Here is a 19,409-nt window from a genome sequence, read left to right as displayed (position 1 = left end):
AACATTAACTAAAAAAAATAAAAATGAAAAACTTTTTTCAAAAGCAAAATAACATGTCATGGAATTGTAAAATCATGAAAAACACCAACCACAGCAAGCCTTGAGAGCAAAGTTGAGCCAGATCTCACTTTATTTTATTCGTTAATTTTCAATTACTTACACCAGATATCGAAAATGAAAAATGTTTTTCATTTTTTGATTTAGCTAACACTTTAGAGCAAAAAGCGAACAAACACCTAGTCGAATAACAAAAGAGTAAATATGATTAATGCAACCGACAAATGAAAAATAATTTTCATAAACATAATAAACATTAACCGTCGGTAATATAGATATCCAATACTCGTACCCTACAAAACAGAGTATTGGCCGCTACCCAACTTGATCTTATTCGATGGTTAAAGGAAAGCTTGGGGTTCAAATAAAGGAAAAAACAATGGAAGCCACATCCAAGGCCGAAGCTCGAAAGCACAATATTGCCTACATCGTTAGGATTTGTTGTATCGCTGCGCTCGGAGGCATCTTACTAGGTTACGACACTGCTGTTATCTCGGGCGCAATTGGTCCAATCCGCGACTACTTCGGATTGTCACCAGCTCAAACTGGCTGGGCAGTATCCAGCGTCGTACTCGGTAGTATCATTGGTGCGGTCAGCGCTGGCTGGGCAGCACTGAAATACGGCCGACGCAACACCCTCCTAATCGCCGCCATCCTCTTTATCATCTCCGCCATCGGCTCCGCTCTCGCTCAAACCTTTACATTTTACGTCATGCTACGCATCGTTGGTGGTGTCGCCGTAGGTCTGGCTTGTGTAGTGTCGCCAATGTACATGTCAGAAGTGGCTCCTAAGGACTTCCGCGGGCGCGCCGTGAGTATGTTCCAGCAGTCTGCGGTCATCGGTCAAACCGGGGTATTCTATGTCAACTACCTCATCGCAAAAGGCATGTCAGAAACATGGTTGGTCGACATGGGGTGGCGCTGGATGCTCGGCTCAGAGGTAATGCCTGCTGCGATTTTCGCCATGTTATTGTTCTTAATCCCTGAGTCACCACGTTGGTTGGTATTGAAAGGCAAGATCGCCGAAGCCAAAGAGACGCTATCTCGAATCTCAAATCCACAACACGCAGAGCGTGTGGTCGCAGATATTCAAGAGTCACTCAAAGAATCGAGGGGAACAAAGAAAAACCAAGTCAGCCTGCGTTCTCCGCTCCTTTTCGCTATCTTAGTCATCGGTACGTTCGTTGCAGCAGCTCAACAGCTGACGGGTATCAATGTGATCATGTACTACACACCTGAGATCTTAAAACCGATCACTGGCTCAACAGAAAACGCGCTGTTTCAAACTACCTTCGTCGGCATTGTGTTCATCGCTGGTAACGCGCTAGGTATGTACTTGATTGATAAAGTTGGACGCCTTCCGCTGATGAAATATGGCACGTTTGGCTGTGCATTCGGTATGTTCGTTGTCGGCTATGTGCTTTACCAACAAACCGAAGGTTACGCGGCTTTATTCGCACTGTGTCTGTATGTTGTTTCTTACGCAACCTCTTGGGGCTGCGCATGTTGGACCATGATTTCGGAGATCTTCCCGAATAGCATCCGCTCTCGCGCAATGGCCATCGCCGTTGGTGCGCAATGGCTCACAGGTTTCATCGTGACGCAATCTTTCCCAATGCTGAACGAGAACCCATACCTAAAAGAGCAATTCAACGGGGCATTTAGCTTCTGGTTGTTCGGCATCCTGTCACTCATCTGTATGGTCATCGTGGTTAAGTATGTGCCTGAAACGAAAGGCGTCAGCTTAGAAAAAATGGAAGAAGCGATGGCGAAAAAACTCGGCAAAAAGATATCAAAAACTGAGACTGAAGCACGTGCATAACATTGCTTAATGCTTTACAAAAGGAACGGATGTCAGCATCCGTTCCTTTTTTGCTTTGGAGACCACCTCATGCTCGATAAAATGGCGTTCTTTGTCTACGTGATCCGCTCAGGGTCTATCTCCTCCGCGGCTCGCAAGTTCAACATCTCCGTCTCAGCGGGAAGCCGCTGGTTGCAAGAATTGGAACAGCATTTTGGCACCACTTTGTGTCGCCGTTCCAACCGTCTGCTAGAAGCAACACAGGCAGGGCAAACCTTATATGAAGAGTTCTCGCCTTTAGTCGACAGCGCCGAGCGTATCAGCCGCAAGCTGGAAGACTTCCAAGACAGTGAAAAAGGCCACATCAACATCGCTTGCACGCCAGTGTATGCCAATCACTATCTGATGGATAAAATCGCCGAGTATTCCAAGCTCAATCCAAAGGTGACCTTCAACATCAACGTTACCCCTTGGGCATTGGATCACGCCAGCACGTGCGATTTGATGATCAGTGCCAATGCCAGCTTCCAAGGCTACCGTGAAAAAGATTTATTACTGGTAAAACGCGAGTTGATGCAATGCCCATTTATTGTTGTGGCTTCACCGCAATATCTAGACAAGCATGGATTGCCAACCCAGCCAGAAGACTTGCGGCAGCACGCTTGCCTCATCGCCACCACACTAACAGGCAGTAACGATTGGATCTTCCGTCAAGGGGTAGAAAACATGGTACTCAAAGTGCCAAAGACGATTGAAGTGAACGACAGTGACTTGCTATTAAGTGGCGCAATCAAAGGCGCGGGCGTGGCATATTTACCGCAGTTCGTCACCAAAGAAGCGGTCGGTCACGGAAAGCTGGTACCACTATTGGAAGAGTATGAAACCAGTATTTGGAGTTTGAACTTGTACTACCATTCGCCGAAAACCGCGTCTCCGGTGGCGATCAAGTTCAAAGAGTTCTTATTGGAAAACCCTTGTTAAACTGGGCGGGATTAAAACAGCAAGGCATTGACACCATCGTAAGTGAGCTTGACACCAGACAAAAATAAGAAAAGGTAACAGAGCTGATAAATTTTTTCCTGACTGACGCGATGCAACAGACACACGCCGATCTTAACGCCAACTGGTGCCAGTGGAACTAACACGAATGCGGTCATCAAGTTGGTCGAATCAAATTCACCAAGCCAAATGTAAGGCACTAATTTCGCCATATTCACCAAGCCGAACAACACCGCCATGGTGGCAATCAAGGTGACTTTGGGCAGTTTTAACGGTAACAGGTAGATGCTTGCAGGTCCACCACCAGCATGAATCGCCGTGCTGGAAAAGCCACTTAACGTACTCCAAATCCAAGCGCCTAACTTGCCGGATTTAGATTGCACTTCCCCACTTAACCAATACTGAAAGCAGAACAGTAGAGACAACACACCTACGGTGATTTTCAGCCCGGATTCTGGCGTAATGCTGAGAAATAGCCCAGCCAACACCACTCCAAGCAAAGCGCCTGGCAGCATGGTTTTCAGTGTACAATAATCAGCATTTTGATAGTGATGGCGCACCGCGAATGCATCCATCACCAACAGAATCGGCAGCAAAATCGCCGCCGCTTGTGTCGGTGGCACGACCATCGCCATCATCGGAACGGCTAAAATGCCCAGCGCGCCACCAAGCCCACCTTTGCCGATGCCATAAATTAACACCGCAGGAATCGCCAAAAGATAAAACCAAGGATCGCTGAGCATCATTGTTCGCCTTTTCGTCATCCAGTCCGAGTTACGCCACGATCTGGGCCAAGTAATCGCGACTGCGTTTTAGGTCACGCGAAACCTGACTCACATCCGCCGTGCCATGTTCATGCTCGACCACAATCCAACCTTGATAATTGCTCGCTTTCAGTGCACTCATCACTTGTTGCAGCTTGACGTCGCCATCGCCCAGTGGCGTAATCAGCCCCTTGCTATACGCATCGACCCACTCCCACTTGTCACGAATTGCCAATCTCAGTTTGTCAGTCGAGACATCTTTAACGTGAATATGCTCAATGCGCGCGCCGTACTGACGAATCAACGCCAATGGATCCATCCCATCTAAAAACGCATGACCGATGTCGATGCACAGCCCTAGCTTGTTAGCTGGGATCTGGCTCATGACAAAATCAATCTCGTCTTTGTAACTGATGTAACCACCGATGCCAGGGTGGAGCAAACAACGCAAACCATATTGACTCGCCACGTCAATGATGCGCTCAAGATTGGCAATCAAAGTGCGTTTGCCTTCCATATTCAGGCGCGGTGCCGTGACACTTTGACCAATATAGTCATAACGCTCAGCATGAATGCCTTCCATCACCAGCAAGGTTTTCACGCCCAGTGAATCTAAGCGCTGACAGACTTTTTTGACTTCTTCCAAAATGGCAGACATGTTTGCAGAATCGTAAAACGGCACTTGCACCTTGCCTGAACACGTTTGCAATCCGCGTACACGAAACGCACTTTTCAGCAGTTCAGGATCTTCAGGAAAGAAACCGTCCGGTCCCAATTCGATACCACGAAAGCCACTGTCACTCGCATCCATCAACACCTTACCCCAGCTTGGGTTGGTCGCATGAGATGCCTCTTCTACTCCCCAGCAGCATGGGGCGCAAGCAATACGATCAAGCATGTGTTTTTCTCCTAAGTTGATTTCCCTTCACATTAAGATTGGTAGGGAAAAAAGTTCGTGATTCACACCTCGTTTGCACTTTGCATTTTCGCAAAGCGGCTTTGAATTCCTGGCTATATCGCGACCAATTGGCACTCCCTAAACTGATTGTGACAGAACGATTACGGAGTAAATAGCAGTATGGAACGAATTTTTATTGTGGCGGCGAAGCGCACCCCGATTGGCAGTTTTAACGGCGCATTGGCATCCTTATCTGGGGTGGAATTAGGTACTCATGCCATCAAAGCAGCACTGGAGCAAGTGGACATTGCACCCGAACAAATCGATGAGGTGATTGTGGGCAACGTACTCACCGGAGGCACGGGCATGGGTCCCGGTCGCCAAGCCGCAATTAAGGCGGGCATTCCAGAGTCCGTACCGGCTTACACACTTAACATGATTTGCGGCAGTGGTATGAAAGCCATCATGGATGGCGCGAGTCATATCCGAGCAGGTGACGCGGAGCTTGTGCTGGCCTGTGGCATGGAGAGCATGTCCAACGCACCGTATGTTTCTTCTGGTCAGATTCGTCGCGGCTACCGCATGGGTCATCAAGTCCAGGAAGACAGCATCATCAAAGACGGTTTGACTGACGCCTTCCACAACTACCACATGGGCGTGACAGCAGAAAACATCGCTAAGCAGTTCCAGATCAGCCGTGAAGACCAAGATGCGTTCGCACTACACAGCCAACGCAAAGCGGTCAACGCAATTGAAAGTGGTCACTTTGCAGCGGAAATCGCGCCCATCACCATCATGGATCGCAAGCGCCAATTTGAAGTGAAGCACGACGAATACCCAAAAGCAGACTGTACCTTTGAAGGCTTGCAGGCACTGCGCCCAGCGTTCGACAAAGAAGGCAGTGTCACCGCAGGTAATGCGTCCGGAATTAACGATGGTGCGTCCGCGATTTTGCTCGCGTCAGAAAGCGCGGTGAAACGTCATAACCTCACACCATTAGCAGAACTGGTGGAATACGGACAAGGTGCTATCGCTCCCGAAGTCATGGGGTTAGGTCCGGTGTCGGCGATTGCCAATACCTTAGCCAAAGCTGAAATGGCAATAGAAGATATCGAGGTTTTTGAGCTCAACGAAGCCTTCGCCGCACAGGCTCTAGGTGTGGTTCGCTCACTCACAGAGCAGCACAATATCGACGAAGCCTGGCTGCTTGAACGCAGTAACCTCAGTGGCGGTGCGATTGCGCTCGGTCACCCAATTGGCGCATCCGGCAACCGTATCGTGACCACCTTGGTTTATCAGCTACAGCGCACACGTCAAGATTACGGCCTCGCGTCGCTGTGTATTGGCGGTGGTATGGGCACAGCCTTAATTTTAAAACGTTGCTAGAAGGAACATCTCATGGAAGCCACACATATGAAAAAAGCAGCCACCCCGCAGCAAATTGAGATCCTTTTGCACGACGGTATGACCATTATGATCGGCGGCTTTATGGCAACGGGCGCGCCAGAGCGCCTGATCGACTTGCTAATCAAAAAGGACATCAAAGACATTACTTTGATCAGCACCGATACTGGCTCACCAGGTCGAGGGTCCAGCCGCTTAATTGCCGAAAAACGAGTGAAGAAACTCTACGCTTCACACATCGGCACCAACCCGGAAACGGGTAAACAGATGAACGAAGGCACTCTTGAAGTGGAACTCGTTCCCCAAGGGACATTAGCAGAACGCATCCGCAGTGCTGGCGCGGGCTTAGGTGGCGTATTAACCCCAACCGGACTTGGCACCATCGTTGCGGAAAACAAGCGCGTAATTGACATCGACGGCAAGCAGTACTTGCTGGAGATACCTCTGAAAGCCGACTTAGCCTTGATTCGCGGCTCTAAAGTCGACCGTCGTGGCAACGTGTTCTACAGCAAAACCACACAGAACTTTAATCCTTTAATGGCAACCGCTGCCGACACCGTCGTAGTCGAGCCAGAGCAGATTGTTGAATTGGGCGAGATTGAGCCAGAGGCGGTTCATACCCCGAGTTTGTATGTCGATTACATCTTAGTGGAGGACAACTAATGGCTGCACAATTAGATAAAGAAGTGATTCGTCGCCGCATCGCATGGCGCGTGGCTCAAGAGATGAAAGATGGTGACATCGTTAACCTCGGAATTGGTTTGCCAACACTGGTCGCCAATGAAGTGGACAAAGATGTTGAGCTTCTTCTCCAAGCTGAAAACGGTCTGCTTGGCATTGATAAATTAGCTTCAGAAGCCGAACTCGATGCTGACTTAGTCAACGCAGGCGGACAAAACATCACCGCAATCGCGGGCTCATGTTACTTCAACAGTGCTGACTCCTTCGCCATCATTCGCGGTGGTCATGTCGACTCAACCGTACTTGGCGCACTGCAAGTAGATGAGCGTGGCAACCTCGCCAACTGGATCATTCCGGGCAAAATGGTCCCGGGGATGGGCGGCGCGATGGATCTGGTGGTTGGCGCCAAAAAAGTCATTGTCGCAATGGAGCACACCGTAAAGGGCAACCCAAAACTGCTCGAGCACTGCACTTTGCCGCTCACCGCCGTAGGCCAGGTCGATTTGATTGTCACTGAAATGGGCGTATTCGAAATTACCCCACAAGGTATGATGCTGACGGAACTCGCGCCTGAGTTTTCCATCGACGAAGTGCAATCCGTGACTGAAGCCACACTCCTGATTTCACCTAAGCTGATCCCAATGCAGACACCGGATGCACCTTACGATGAAGACAGAGACTAATAGATAGAAAAAAGGAGCCAACAGGCTCCTTTTTACTCATCAAGCACACTGCGTTATGCCATTTCCAGCACAACCTCTTCGATTGGGAAATGTTTACTTGGTTCAACAAATTCTTGTTGGGCAATAATGGTCTGTAATTCCCATTCACCGGCGTGGTAGGTCGTACTCAATACGCCATAACACGCATCATGACAGTGTTGGAACGCTTGCTTAGGAGACCAGCCTTTCAATAGCCCTGCAGTGAAAATCGCCGAGATCAAATCCCCCACCCCAACTGGCTGTTTGGCAAACTCAAACTGAGGACGCTTCGCTAAGTAAATGCCTTCTTGCGTTGCCAGTAACATGTTGAAGCTGCCATTCTCTAGGCAGTAAAGGTGCTTAACTAGCACAACTTTTGGACCTTTCGCTAGTGCACGTTGGCATGCCGTGATCGCATCGTCTAACGAGTGGATTTCCATCTCTGCAAATTGGCTTAGCTCGAACTGGTTAGGCACGATCACATCTGCCATTGGCATCAGACGGTTTAACAAGTTTTCTGCAATACCCGGCGCCACAATACAGCCTTTGTCTGGCGCGCCCATCACAGGGTCGCAAACATAAAGTGCCTTCGGGTTCGCTTGCTTCACCTTCGTCACAGTTTCTTCGACAGCAAGGCACTGCTCTGCGCTGCCTTGGTAGCCCGTCAACACCGCTTGGCACTTTTCCAATGCACCGATGTTACTAAGACCACGAACTAACTCACTGATGTCTTCAGCCGCAAACGCTCGCCCAGTCCAGCCTTCTTGATACTGCGTGTGGTTAGAAAATTGAACGGTATGAATCGGCCATACTTCGAAGCCCATGCGTTGCATTGGGAAAACGGCACTGCTGTTACCAGCATGACCAAAAGAAACATGAGATTGTATAGAGAGGATACCTTGCATAGTACCTTACCTCTTATTGTTGTTATCGATAGTTCAAAGACAGCGGCAAGCGCTAGTTTTGCGAAACCAGTAGTGTATCCGACAAACCAAGATTCTCTAACTCAATTCTCGTTAACTTCTTCAGAGTAAGTTGGAGCGCTGGTTTTCAACACCATCTTCTTGATTTCCATTTTGTCTTTATTCAGTGCGATTTCTAGGGTATCTCCTTCCGTTATCCCGAGTTGAGTCAGGATTACGCTTGGAATGACTACGGCGGTATCGTCACCGATTTTAACAGGTTGACTTATCATCTTTCGTCCTCCAAATGTCGAAAATGAGTTTTCACATCATTGGATATTTATTCCCAAGAGCCTTGTTCTGACTTGGGCTTGGCATAAGCGCCTAAAAACAAAGAGCCTTCCACACCGCGTTTGGGAAGGCTCTTTCATTATTATTTTTTAATTTGCTAAAGGCTCATGCTTGGCAGCAATCAGACCGTAAGCACTCCAGCCTAGGAAGGTGACGATTGAGCCCCACATCATCGCTTCGTAGCCAGAACCATATAGCGCGTAGAAGCTGTATAGGGAACCAATCAGAGCGATAATGTTGGTGGTTTTCATCTCGCGCTCTGGCACGTGCGCCACTTGCTGCATGATGAAAATTGCGCCCATACATAGGATGTAAGGAATTACGTTCGTTACTACCGCTAGGTTAACCAGCGCTTCGAACTGCTCGTTCAGCGTTGGAGAAATAGTCATTAAAGACAGCACCGACTGGATAACCGTGATGGCCACCATACCTTTGATTGGCGTACCACGTTTGTCCACTTGAGAGAACAATTTAGGGAAGAAGCCCGCATCAGAAGATGATTTGAACACTGACGCGATAGTGAACTGCCAACCTAATAGAGAACCCGCACAAGCCAATACCGCCATACCAGCAACCGCTTTACCTGCTGCTGAGCCAAGCATCACAGACCATACGGTTGAGAATGGCGCGGTAGAAGCGGCAAGCTCAGAGTTTGCAACGATACCAGAACAGATGTTTGTCGATACAATGTAAACCACCGCAGCAATCAACGTACCGCCCAATACTGCGATTGGTACGTTCTTCTCTGGGTTTTCTACTGCTTCAGAGTTCGCACAAGCCGATTCAAGACCAAGAAACGCCCATAGTGTCATGGCAATAGAAGCACTCACAGCTTCACCAAATGGTAGGTGGTGTGGGTTCCAAGCTTCTATGTACATGGTTGGGTTAAACCAGAACCAACCAACAATACCTAGCGAACATACCGGTAGGATCACACCCCATACCGTGAAGGTACCGATTTGACCTGTGATTTTCGCACCACCGAAGTTAGCGAAAGTACAAATCCAAAGAATGGCGATGGTGTACAAACAGGTTTCGACCGGAGATAGGGTCACTTCAAAAAATGCGGAACCGTAACCCACACAGGTAATCGCGATCGCAATATTCGCAATAAGGAGCGACAAACCGTAAGTCCAGCCCGCCATAAACGCACCAGATTTACCGAATGCGTAAGACGCGTAACCGTTCATACCGCCGTCACGTTTACTAAAGCGACCACATTTTGCAAACACATAAGCCAACGCCAAAGAGCCCGCTGCCGTGATCAGCCAAGACAACACAGAAATGGTGCCCACTTGTGCCAGTTTACTTGGCAGCATAATGATACCGGAGCCAGCCATGTTGATGAACGTCAGAATGGTTAACTGCACCACCGACATTTTTTTAGTTTCAGTACTCATAAATTATTCTCCACGAATAAGCGGTTCGCACCGACGCCGGAGCGTGGTGCGAACGGGTAGATTAATCTTTTAGGACATAGCAATGTGCGGTAGTGCGACCGTCGACATCTTCAAGGTACACACCTTGAATTTCTGGCGCGAAGCCTGGGAATCGGTTGATGCCTTCTTCTAGAGATAAGAAGTAATCCACCACCTGTTGAGTCCAGATTTCACCAGTGATCACACAGATAATGCCTGGAGGGTAAGGCAGCGCACCTTCGGCGGCTACGCGGCCGACGGCCTCTTTAAGTGGTAGGTAATCGCATTCACCGCGGAAGTATTTACGTGTTGCCACGTCTGGTTTGTGAACCATTTGTGGGAAGTATTCACTGCGGAACATCGCTTTTTGTAGCTGTTTCACGTTCAGCTCTTTGTACATGTCATGCATTTCCTGACATAGCTGACGGATGGTGTAACCACGGTAGCGCTCTTTGTTCGCTTCGTAGACGCCTGGTAGCACGATACTGAGAGGTGCATCATCACGAATGAATTTTTCAAATCGGTTGATTTGTGCGACAAGGTGACGGATCTTACCCATATCTTCGGCAGGAGTGAGTAGGAACAAGATGGAGTTCAAGTCACACTTCTCAGGGATGATGCCGTTTTCGCGAAGGAAGTTCGCCAATAGCGTTGCCGGAATACCGAAATCTGCGTAGCTGCCGTCTTCGGCAATTCCTGCCGTGGTTAGCAACAATTTACATGGGTCAACAAAGTATTGACCTTCGCCATAACCTTCAAACTTGTGCCAGTTTGCATCTGGCTCGAACATGAAGAACTTCTTGTTGGTCGCGATCACATCAGTGTCGTAACTGCCCCAAGGTTGACCTTCAATTTCATTTGGAATGAACGGACGAATTAACTCACAACTTTTGAGAATTTCTTTACGCGCTTCGATACCTGTCTTAACCGCGTAGCTCCATAAACGTAAGCCTGCTTCACCATCGTGGATTTTCGCGTTCACATCCAATGCAGCAAACAACGCATAGAACGGAGATGTCGATGCGTGCATCATAAACGCGTTGTTAAAGCGTTTGTGATTGCAGTAACGAGCTTGGCCTTTGATATGGCGGTCTTTTTTGTGGATTTGCGACGTTTGAGAGAAGCCAGCTTGTTGCTTGTGAACAGACTGAGTCACGATCACACCCGCATCTTCTGGTTTCAGATCCAGTAGCAGTGGCGAACAGTCTTTCATCATAGGGATGAACTGCTCGTAGCCGACCCATGCAGAGTCAAACAAGATGTAGTCACAAAGGTGGCCGATCTTATCCATAACGTAACGAGCGTTATAAATTGTACCGTCGTAAGTACCCAACTGGATGATGGCCAGGCGGAACGGACGTTCATCTCGTGCACGCTCTGGAGATACTTTCGCGATTTGAGCACGAATGTACTCTTCATCGAAACAGTGCTCATCCATACCACCAATGAAGCCCCAAGGGTTACGCGCCGTTTCTAGATAAACTGGCATACCACCCGCTTGGATTAACGCGCCGTGGTGATTTGACTTGTGGTTATTGCGGTCGAACAATACCAAATCGCCTTCAGTTACTAGCGCGTTACACACCACTTTGTTTGAAGCAGAAGTGCCGTTGAGTACGAAGTAAGTTTTGTCAGCGTTAAATACTTTTGCAGCGTGTGCTTGCGCTTGGTGTGCAGAACCTTCGTGGATCAGTAAGTCACCTAAGTCCACGTCCGCATTACACAAGTCACTACGGAACAGGTTTTCGCCAAAGAAATCGTAGAATTGTTTACCAGCAGGGTGTTTTTTGAAGAACTGACCACCTTGGTGCCCTGGACAGTCAAACGCCGAGTTACCCATCTCAACGTAGTGCGTTAATTGCTTGAAGAAAGGAGGGAGCAGACGACACTCATATTTAGTCACGGCTTCATTAATTTGACGGCAGTAGTAATCGATAGATTGTCTTTCTAAATCAATAACCCCTGTTAACCAAACGTAATCTTCTGCCGAAACTGGAGTTTCATCGGTCACTAAGAAAACAGGAATTCCGTACCCTGTTTCCGAAATCATTCTGTGCAGACCCGCTTTAATGTCTGCTGACGTAATAATAGCTGCACCAACGTCGGTTAATTCAACTTGTTCTAAAGGCAGTAAGTGACGATTAAATTGTTCATCTAAAGATTCAGCTAATAAGCTAAAGTCTTCAGGCATGTAATTACTAACACCTATAATTAAACGTTTCATTTGAAATATCTCTTTTTGTTCTTTAAAAATGACAAGGACAGATATTACAAACGAAATATTTATTTAAAATTCAAATTACAAATTTCGTGATTAAATTTTCATATTTAAAAGACTTATTTTATCGAATTAAAATTTAGAGACTTTCATCACTTTCCAGTTTCTATCTCAATGATATTGAAACGCACCTAAAAGGAAAGAACCTTCAATAATTATGTGACAACGCCCATTATTAAAAAGAAGGTTATTATAAGAAAATAAAGTTTTGAGATTTCCATCACTATATAATAAGTTAAATTATATTATTGCAGTTTAAAACACTCCACTTTTAACCAAATTTAAACACATAATAAAAGAGCCATCAACACATGTATTGATGGCTCTTTACTTTGGATATAAAGAAAAAACAACTTAATTGAATAAATGACTATCTAGCTTGACTCCACCATTCGACCATTGCTGATAACGCTTTACAGACATGCCTGACGAGTACATGGTATGTTTACAATCCATACACTCAACAAAATACAACCCACTCATTCCTGCCATAACGTGCAGCCTTCGGCTATCGCAGCGCTTGCAGGACAGGCGCTTTACTTTGGTGTTGACGTCAATACGCCGAGCAAAGTTTAACGTTTCGTGAGAGCATAAAGCGTCAACAGCACTATCTTTAAAAGGATGCTCACTAAGTAAATAATTAATGGCGTAATCGTACACCGGGGGGATTGAAGATTTTCCACTTTCAATATTACTTATCTTAGCAACGGAAACGCCTAATAAAGAAGCGAACTCAGCCTTGCTGTACTCTAAGATAAATCTTGAAGAGATGAATTTATCTGCACTAATGATTCTCAACATACACAAATCTCTAATAGAAATAAAAACAGAGAAAACTAATTCGCTCCATTTCTGCTGAAACATGTAATGAAAAAGTTACTTCCTAGTGTAATTCTGCATATTATCTATGCTATTTTATTTTGTACGTCATCTTGCGCCTAATTAATTATAAAATCAATAATCCATGCCTAAATATAAAAACACAATTTAAGATTTATAATACAATTTTTAATTTACATTATTAGATAAAGTAATGAATACTATTCACCTATTACTCTGGGCATCAAGTATTGCTCTTCAATCATTATTACTATCAATTGAAGAGACTTGATTTGAGCCCAACAGGAGAAGTAGATAAAGAGGGAAAACCCTCTATTTGAAGATAAACATATCCCACCTTAGCGAAGTACTAAAAATGTGTTGAAAAATCGCATAAATAGTATGCAATTCAGTAAATAAATCGCTTAGATAAGTTTACAGTCTGTAGTTGTGATCGACAGAGATACTGAGACAGAAAGGCAAAAGAAAAGCCTCAATTATGAGGCTTATGGATAAGATAAATTATGGTTGAAGGAAATTCTGCGTGAAATCGAGCGCCTCTTTAGAGAGCTTTTTTTCGGTGGACGATGTGGTTGTCTGCCCTTCCGTCGTTGCGGTCGTCATGTCAGGCTGGAAGTTCGGCGCCGATGCTTCATCCCATGCGTTAGCATCGTCTTTATTTTCGTCACTCAACACCGCGTTAAGCTCCTCCTCTGCAGGAAAGTACGCTTCGCGTTTGTACACCTTGTTCAGCGCCCGAATAATGGAATGCTTTCTTACCATCCCTGACGCCAGCTTCCTTTGCAACGGTTTCGCTATAGATTGCAATCCAACGACGACGTCAACACCAATATTGGTCGCCACTTCGTCACGCAACGTACGCGCTGGCTGATACCCCATATTGGCAGCAAGAAACAGCCAAACATAAGCAATCGCATTGCCTGTTTTACCTTTGTCCTTCCACGCTTCGCCAGCATGATACATCGCCTCGGCGCTGCCACCTTCTGCGGCTCTTTCAAGCCAATAGCAGCCTTTGACCATGCTTTTTTCTGTACCAACACCATTTAGGTAACATAAGCCAACTTGGATCTTTCCGTCCGCACTGTCTTTTTCAGCCGCTTTCATAAACCAATAAAGCGCATCTGCACTGCGTCCTGCACTATTGTCTGGTGAAAGTTGCCATTCACCCATGTAAAGCATGGCATCAATACAGCCTTCTTCGGCTGCAGTTTCAATCAGTTGGTTACCTTTGGGAATATTTTTTTCCGTTCCGCGACCAAAAACCAACGCTTTGCCTGTCGCAAATTTCGCTTCGGTATCCCCTTCCATTCCGGCAATGGCGGTACGCCAAAAGTTTGCCTGCTCTTTTAAAATCACATCTTCACGCATGCGCTCACTCAAGCGAACAATACCGTACATTCCCGTCACGTTGTCCAACTTAGCGGCTTTATCATACCAATACAGCGCTTGACGAATGTTGTCCTTCTCAGCTTCTTTCGCTAGAAATAAAATGGTGGGGATATGTCCGGTTTCTGCTTTGAACTCACGCTCTTTACGCTCTTGCTCTCGCGCTTTTTGCATCGCCTTTCGATAAGCGGCTTCGCGAGCTTTCCTCTCTGCCTCGAGTCTCTGTTTCCGCATCGACAACGAGATCATCCACACAAATATCAGGACGAGTGAAAGGCCAGTTGCCGCAATGGCAATGCCCATACTACTCATAAATAGCCTCTTTTGGTTTCAGGGCCCAATTCATCTCCCTCTCAGGGAAATCTTAAGATTACGCGCCGACATAACGCCGACTACCTTCATTATATAACGACCACTTAGCGAAAATCTGAAGCTTGCCAAGACTTAATGGCGGTATTTTATTCAATATCACTGCAACTTATTTTTAATTAAAAAATATCACTGCGATTTTTATAGAACTTAATCACGGTTTTGGGGCTGAGATATTCTCCTCCCCTATCATCCCCCCTTGCTCCTCCTATAAAAATTTACATTTTAATGATGTGCAGAAGCTCTCACTATGCGTCTGTTTTATTATTTAATTTGTGAACAAAATCGACTGTAACAGAAAATTTTCACTTGTAAAAAACTTAACTGCCTGCTCTCACATTTTGCTGATGATTCAGTGTATTAGCATCTAGTTGAACATTTCCTTTTTCGGCATCTGCCTTTCTAGCGTGTGCGAAACCTTCTTGATGACTGAGTCAGCGAAGGCAGCGCGCAGCTCAATATCAATTCAATAACAATGGATTTGTAAACGTGGACAATAAGACATTTAAATTATCAACAATTGCCAAAACCGTACTGCCTTTGATTTCCGTCGCAGTCATCAGCGGTTGTGGTAGTGATAGCACGAACGAAGATACGACGAACCCAGGCTCAGGCTTGTACCCTGCGGGAGAGAACGAGGTCGTCATTTATTACAAACGCGACGTGGCGTCCGCTTCAACGGCCAGCGACTACGAAGGTTGGGGCTTGCACCTGTGGAACGGTGAAGGCTGTACCAGCACAGATTTAGACGCAATGGGCATTCCTGGCACAGGAACGGATTGGTCGGCACCGCATCCATTCGATGGCATCAACGACACCTACGGTGCTTATTACGTACTGAAAGTGAACCCAGATGCCTCTGACCCACACGAATGCATGAACTTCATTCTGCACAAAGGTGATGAGAAAGCATTCGGCAGTGCAAACTCAAAAGTAGAGCTGACGAAAATCGGCGAATCTAAAGGGTTGTTTGGCTTCCACGGCAGCAGTGAGCTTTACTACGAGCCAATCGAAGAACGCCCTGTTGATATTGATGGTCAAAAAGCGCATTGGCTAGATGCCAACACCATCGCGTGGGAAGCGGCGACCAATGCGGATTCCATGAAGCTGTTCTACAGCCTCAGCAACGACATTAAAATGGATGAAGACAAGCAAATCTCCGGTGGCACGGCGGTTGAGTTGACGAAAGCAGGTGATTTATCTGATGGTCTGAAATCACGCTTCCGTCACCTTGCTAGCCTTCAAGCTGCGGGTATTGATGTCGATGACGCGACCCTACGCACGATCCTGAAGTCACAAATCGTTATGGTAGCTTACAACGCAAATGGTGACGTCATTTCTGCAACTGAAGTGCAAAAGCCAGGCGTTTTGGATGCGGTGTTTGCCGATTCCAAGGCAGGTAACGCGATTGGTCAAGAACTCGGCGCGATTGTGGAAGGCGGTGCTGCAACCTTCAAGCTATGGGCGCCAACTGCTCAAGATGTTGATCTGATAATCTACGATGAAAACTTAGCGGAAGAAGCTACCGTTGCAATGACAGAAGATCCAGCAACAGGTATCTGGGCTTCTGAGGCACAAAGTAATGTTGTTAACAAATACTATCGCTACCAAGTTAAGGTGTACCACCCTACAACTGGGGTCGTTGAAACGCGTTTGGTAACAGACCCATATTCAATGAGCTTGTCTAAGAATTCACGATACTCGCAAGTGGTTGATTTAGATGATCCAAGCTTAATGCCTCAAGATTGGAAAAACTACGCACGCCCAACGGTTAAAAAAGACGAAGACCATGTCCTTTACGAGTCACACATTCGTGATTTCAGCTTTAACGACAGCAAAGGCACACCAAGTCTTGATGGCAAATATCTGGCGCTTACAGAACCTGAGCGTGAGTCTGTATCTCACTTACAAGCTTTAAAAGATGCTGGCCTAACAACGCTACATATCCTGCCAGCATTTGATATTGCAACCGTGGATGAAGACGCCGACAAACGAGTCGATATCACCGACACCGTGGGTAAACTTTGTGGCATCAAGCCAGAAGCGTCCATCTGTGAGACCGAAGACGACGGCAAAGTGATCGAAGAGGTATTAAACAGCTACGACCCAACAACGGGCAAAGCACAAGCGTTGATGAACGATCTTCGCATGCTAGACAGCTTCAACTGGGGTTACGACCCATACCACTACACCGTGCCAGAAGGCAGTTATGCGACCGATCCTAACGGTTCTAAACGTATCCTTGAGTTCCGCGAAATGGTTCAAGCGACGCATAAAATGGATCTGAAACTGGTCATGGACGTGGTGTACAACCACACGAATGCATCCGGTGTGAACGAAAAATCAGTACTGGATAAAATTGTCCCTGGGTACTACCACCGCCTAAACGTCAACACTGGCGGCGTAGAAAACTCAACCTGTTGTGATAACACCGCAACCGAGAACCTAATGATGGGTAAACTGATGGTTGACTCATTGATGGTATGGGCGGATGACTATAAAGTCGATGGTTTCCGTTTTGACCTTATGGGCCACCAGCCGAAAGATGTCATGGTCTACGCACTTGAAAAAGTCCGTGAAATTGATCCGAATACTTTGTTCTACGGCGAAGGCTGGGACTTCGGTGAAGTTGCGCAAAACGCTCGCTTCGATCAAGCAACACAAGTCAACATGGCGGGGACAGAAATCGGTACTTTCTCTGATCGTCTGCGTGACGCAGTTCGTGGCGGAAGCCCGTTTGATGGCGGTGTAGATTCTGAAGGTAAGCACCCACTTCGCTTCAACCAAGGCTTTGGTAACGCCGCTTACCCGAACGAAGAAACTAAAACTGATGCAGAATCTGTGAATGGCCGCCTACACAACCAAGATCTGGTTCGTCTAGGTATGGCTGGTAACTTAGCTGACTACGTCCTTCTGGATTACAAAGGCGAAACCAAACTTGGTAAGAATGTTGATTACAATGGTGCTCCAGCAGGCTACACAAAAGTGCCATCAGAGAACATTTCCTACGTGTCTAAGCACGATAACCAAACGCTGTGGGACAACAACGCTTACAAGATTGCGACAGGCACTTCATCTGCTGAGCGAGCACGAATGCAGTCTGTATCACTATCAACGGTGATGCTAGGTCAAGGTATTCCGTTCATTCACATGGGTTCTGAGCTATTGCGATCTAAGTCAATGCAGCGTGACTCGTACGATTCTGGTGACTGGTTCAACCGTGTATTCTTCGATGGAAGCGACAATAACTGGAACGTTGGTCTACCACGTGAAGACAAAGACGGTGCAAACTGGGAGTTGATCAAAACCATCGTCGGTGACAGCACGGCGAAACCAGACTCAACGGACATCGAGCTGACGAAGCAACAATTCCTAGAGCTACTAAAAATCCGCAGTACAAGCGAACTGTTCCGCTTAGACACCGCGCAAGAAGTGATGAATCGTGTTGATTTCCGCAACGTGGGCCAAGACCAAGTAGAAGGCTTGATTGTGATGTCTATCGACGATGGCACATCAGCAGGTGCCGATTTGGATTCGAACTACGATGCGATCGTGGCCGTTGTGAACTCAACATCAACTGAGAAATCTTTCAAAGTTGCTGGCGCAACTGGTTTCGAGCTGCATGAAGTTCAACAAAACTCTGCGGATGACATCGTGAAAGGTGCAAGCTTCGCCAATGAAACGTTCACAGTACCAGCACTGACAACAGCGGTATTCGTACAGCCACAAGACGGCGCGCAAGGTGCAGGCCTACCAGTAAACACGGACAATAAAGACGTATCGAGCATTCCTCCTTACGGCGAAACTGTGGTTTACGTCAAAGGCACCATGAACGAGTGGTCAGATAGCAGTGACTGGGCGATGACCTTTATTGGCAATGGCATGTACTCTGTAACTGGCGTTCTTGAAGCTGGTGAACACGAGTTCAAATTTGCGGATTCAGGATGGGCAAATCCAAACATCGGTTGTGATGCTGCGGATTTGGCTTCTGGCTCACTAGACTTAGGCTCTGCGGGAAACTGTACGTTGTCTGTCGCTGAAACTGGTAAGTACAACTTCACTCTGGACGCGTTACATGTTCAAGATGAAAGCGTAGAAAAACCTGTCGTTTCAGTGACGAAGTCAGCAGATGCACCAACGTTCGGTGAAACAGCACTTTACCTACGTGGCACTATCACCACATGGGATACTCCAGCGCAAGACTCAACTGCGAAGTTCAGCTATGTAGCAAATGACGTTTACTCGCTAGACATTGACCTAGCGGCGGGCAACTACGAGATGAAAGTTGCGAGCGCAGACTGGGCAGCAGACACCAACTTCGGTGGCGAAGGTAGTGTTGAGCTTGGTAAAGCGCTAACGATGGAAGTCGGTGGCGGTAGTGCAAACCTCAAAATTGCGATTGCAGAAGCGGGAAATTACAACTTCCACTTCAACGCGGCTGACAAGTCGGCGCCAATCGTGACGGTAACAAAAAACTAGTTTCATTTAAAAACATCCGTAATGAAAAAGGGGAAGCATCACGCTTCCCCTTTGTTTTGTTGGCGTCACTAAATGGTGGAT

At 46.9% G+C, this 19,409-nt stretch carries 14 protein-coding genes; 6 read left to right on the top strand and 8 right to left on the bottom strand.

All coding sequences use genetic code 11. From position 1 onward, the window contains the following. Positions 1–436 precede the first annotated feature (436 nt). Both J8Z23_RS21965 and J8Z23_RS21960 read left to right on the top strand, forming a co-directional pair. Entirely contained in the window at positions 437–1,879 is a 1,443-nt protein-coding gene (locus J8Z23_RS21965) for a sugar porter family MFS transporter (RefSeq protein WP_434635399.1), read from the top strand. 69 nt (positions 1,880–1,948) lie between these two features. Then, complete coding sequence (locus J8Z23_RS21960; protein WP_434635398.1) at positions 1,949–2,839, top strand: LysR family transcriptional regulator; 891 nt, start codon at positions 1,949–1,951, stop codon at positions 2,837–2,839. 11 nt (positions 2,840–2,850) lie between these two features. On the opposite strand, the gene J8Z23_RS21955 is transcribed toward J8Z23_RS21960, so the two are convergent. Then, positions 2,851–3,600 (bottom strand): sulfite exporter TauE/SafE family protein, encoded by a 750-nt coding sequence (locus J8Z23_RS21955; protein ID WP_434635846.1) that lies wholly within the window; start codon positions 3,598–3,600, stop codon positions 2,851–2,853. A 31-nt stretch (positions 3,601–3,631) separates the two neighbouring features. Next, a complete protein-coding gene (locus J8Z23_RS21950) occupies positions 3,632–4,519 on the bottom strand; it encodes a TIM barrel protein (protein ID WP_434635397.1) in 888 nt (295 codons plus the stop codon). A 180-nt stretch (positions 4,520–4,699) separates the two neighbouring features. Between J8Z23_RS21950 and J8Z23_RS21945 the strand changes: the two genes are divergently transcribed. The 3 genes from J8Z23_RS21945 to J8Z23_RS21935 are packed head-to-tail and all read left to right on the top strand — an operon-like array spanning position 4,700 to position 7,287. Beyond that, entirely contained in the window at positions 4,700–5,905 is a 1,206-nt protein-coding gene (locus J8Z23_RS21945) for an acetyl-CoA C-acetyltransferase (protein ID WP_434635396.1), read from the top strand. 27 nt (positions 5,906–5,932) lie between these two features. Further along, entirely contained in the window at positions 5,933–6,586 is a 654-nt protein-coding gene (locus J8Z23_RS21940; protein ID WP_434635845.1) for a CoA transferase subunit A, read from the top strand. Next, on the top strand, positions 6,586–7,287 hold the full coding sequence (locus J8Z23_RS21935) for a 3-oxoacid CoA-transferase subunit B (protein WP_434635394.1): 702 nt from the start codon (positions 6,586–6,588) through the stop codon (positions 7,285–7,287). Before J8Z23_RS21940 ends, J8Z23_RS21935 begins: the two co-directional genes overlap by 1 nt. A gap of 53 nt (positions 7,288–7,340) precedes the next feature. On the opposite strand, the gene pdxY is transcribed toward J8Z23_RS21935, so the two are convergent. From pdxY to J8Z23_RS21905, 6 genes are all read right to left on the bottom strand, one after another. Beyond that, the gene (gene pdxY, locus J8Z23_RS21930; RefSeq protein WP_434635393.1) at positions 7,341–8,210 is read right to left on the bottom strand and encodes a pyridoxal kinase PdxY; all 870 of its coding nucleotides are present in this window, start codon (positions 8,208–8,210) and stop codon (positions 7,341–7,343) included. Between the two features lie 101 nt (positions 8,211–8,311). After that, complete coding sequence (locus J8Z23_RS21925; RefSeq protein ID WP_434635392.1) at positions 8,312–8,500, bottom strand: AbrB/MazE/SpoVT family DNA-binding domain-containing protein; 189 nt, start codon at positions 8,498–8,500, stop codon at positions 8,312–8,314. Positions 8,501–8,647: 147 nt separating this feature from the next. Further along, positions 8,648–9,958 (bottom strand): putrescine-ornithine antiporter, encoded by a 1,311-nt coding sequence (potE, locus tag J8Z23_RS21920; RefSeq protein ID WP_005396773.1) that lies wholly within the window; start codon positions 9,956–9,958, stop codon positions 8,648–8,650. Between the two features lie 61 nt (positions 9,959–10,019). After that, entirely contained in the window at positions 10,020–12,200 is a 2,181-nt protein-coding gene (speF, locus tag J8Z23_RS21915; RefSeq protein WP_434635391.1) for an ornithine decarboxylase SpeF, read from the bottom strand. Between the two features lie 408 nt (positions 12,201–12,608). Further along, the gene (locus J8Z23_RS21910) at positions 12,609–13,055 is read right to left on the bottom strand and encodes a helix-turn-helix transcriptional regulator (RefSeq protein WP_031780583.1); all 447 of its coding nucleotides are present in this window, start codon (positions 13,053–13,055) and stop codon (positions 12,609–12,611) included. Between the two features lie 540 nt (positions 13,056–13,595). Then, complete coding sequence (locus tag J8Z23_RS21905; protein WP_046875696.1) at positions 13,596–14,792, bottom strand: tetratricopeptide repeat protein; 1,197 nt, start codon at positions 14,790–14,792, stop codon at positions 13,596–13,598. Positions 14,793–15,338: 546 nt separating this feature from the next. On the opposite strand from J8Z23_RS21905, the gene pulA reads away from it, so the two are divergent. Further along, complete coding sequence (gene pulA, locus J8Z23_RS21900; RefSeq protein ID WP_434635390.1) at positions 15,339–19,328, top strand: pullulanase-type alpha-1,6-glucosidase; 3,990 nt, start codon at positions 15,339–15,341, stop codon at positions 19,326–19,328. The last annotated feature ends 81 nt before the right edge of the window (positions 19,329–19,409 follow it).

Source organism: Vibrio sp. SCSIO 43086, from assembly GCF_051132235.1.
Taxonomy (GTDB): Bacteria; Pseudomonadota; Gammaproteobacteria; order Enterobacterales; family Vibrionaceae; genus Vibrio; species Vibrio diabolicus.
The sequence above is the reverse complement of the archived record's forward strand: the minus strand, read 5'-3'. Positions and strand labels throughout refer to the sequence as shown.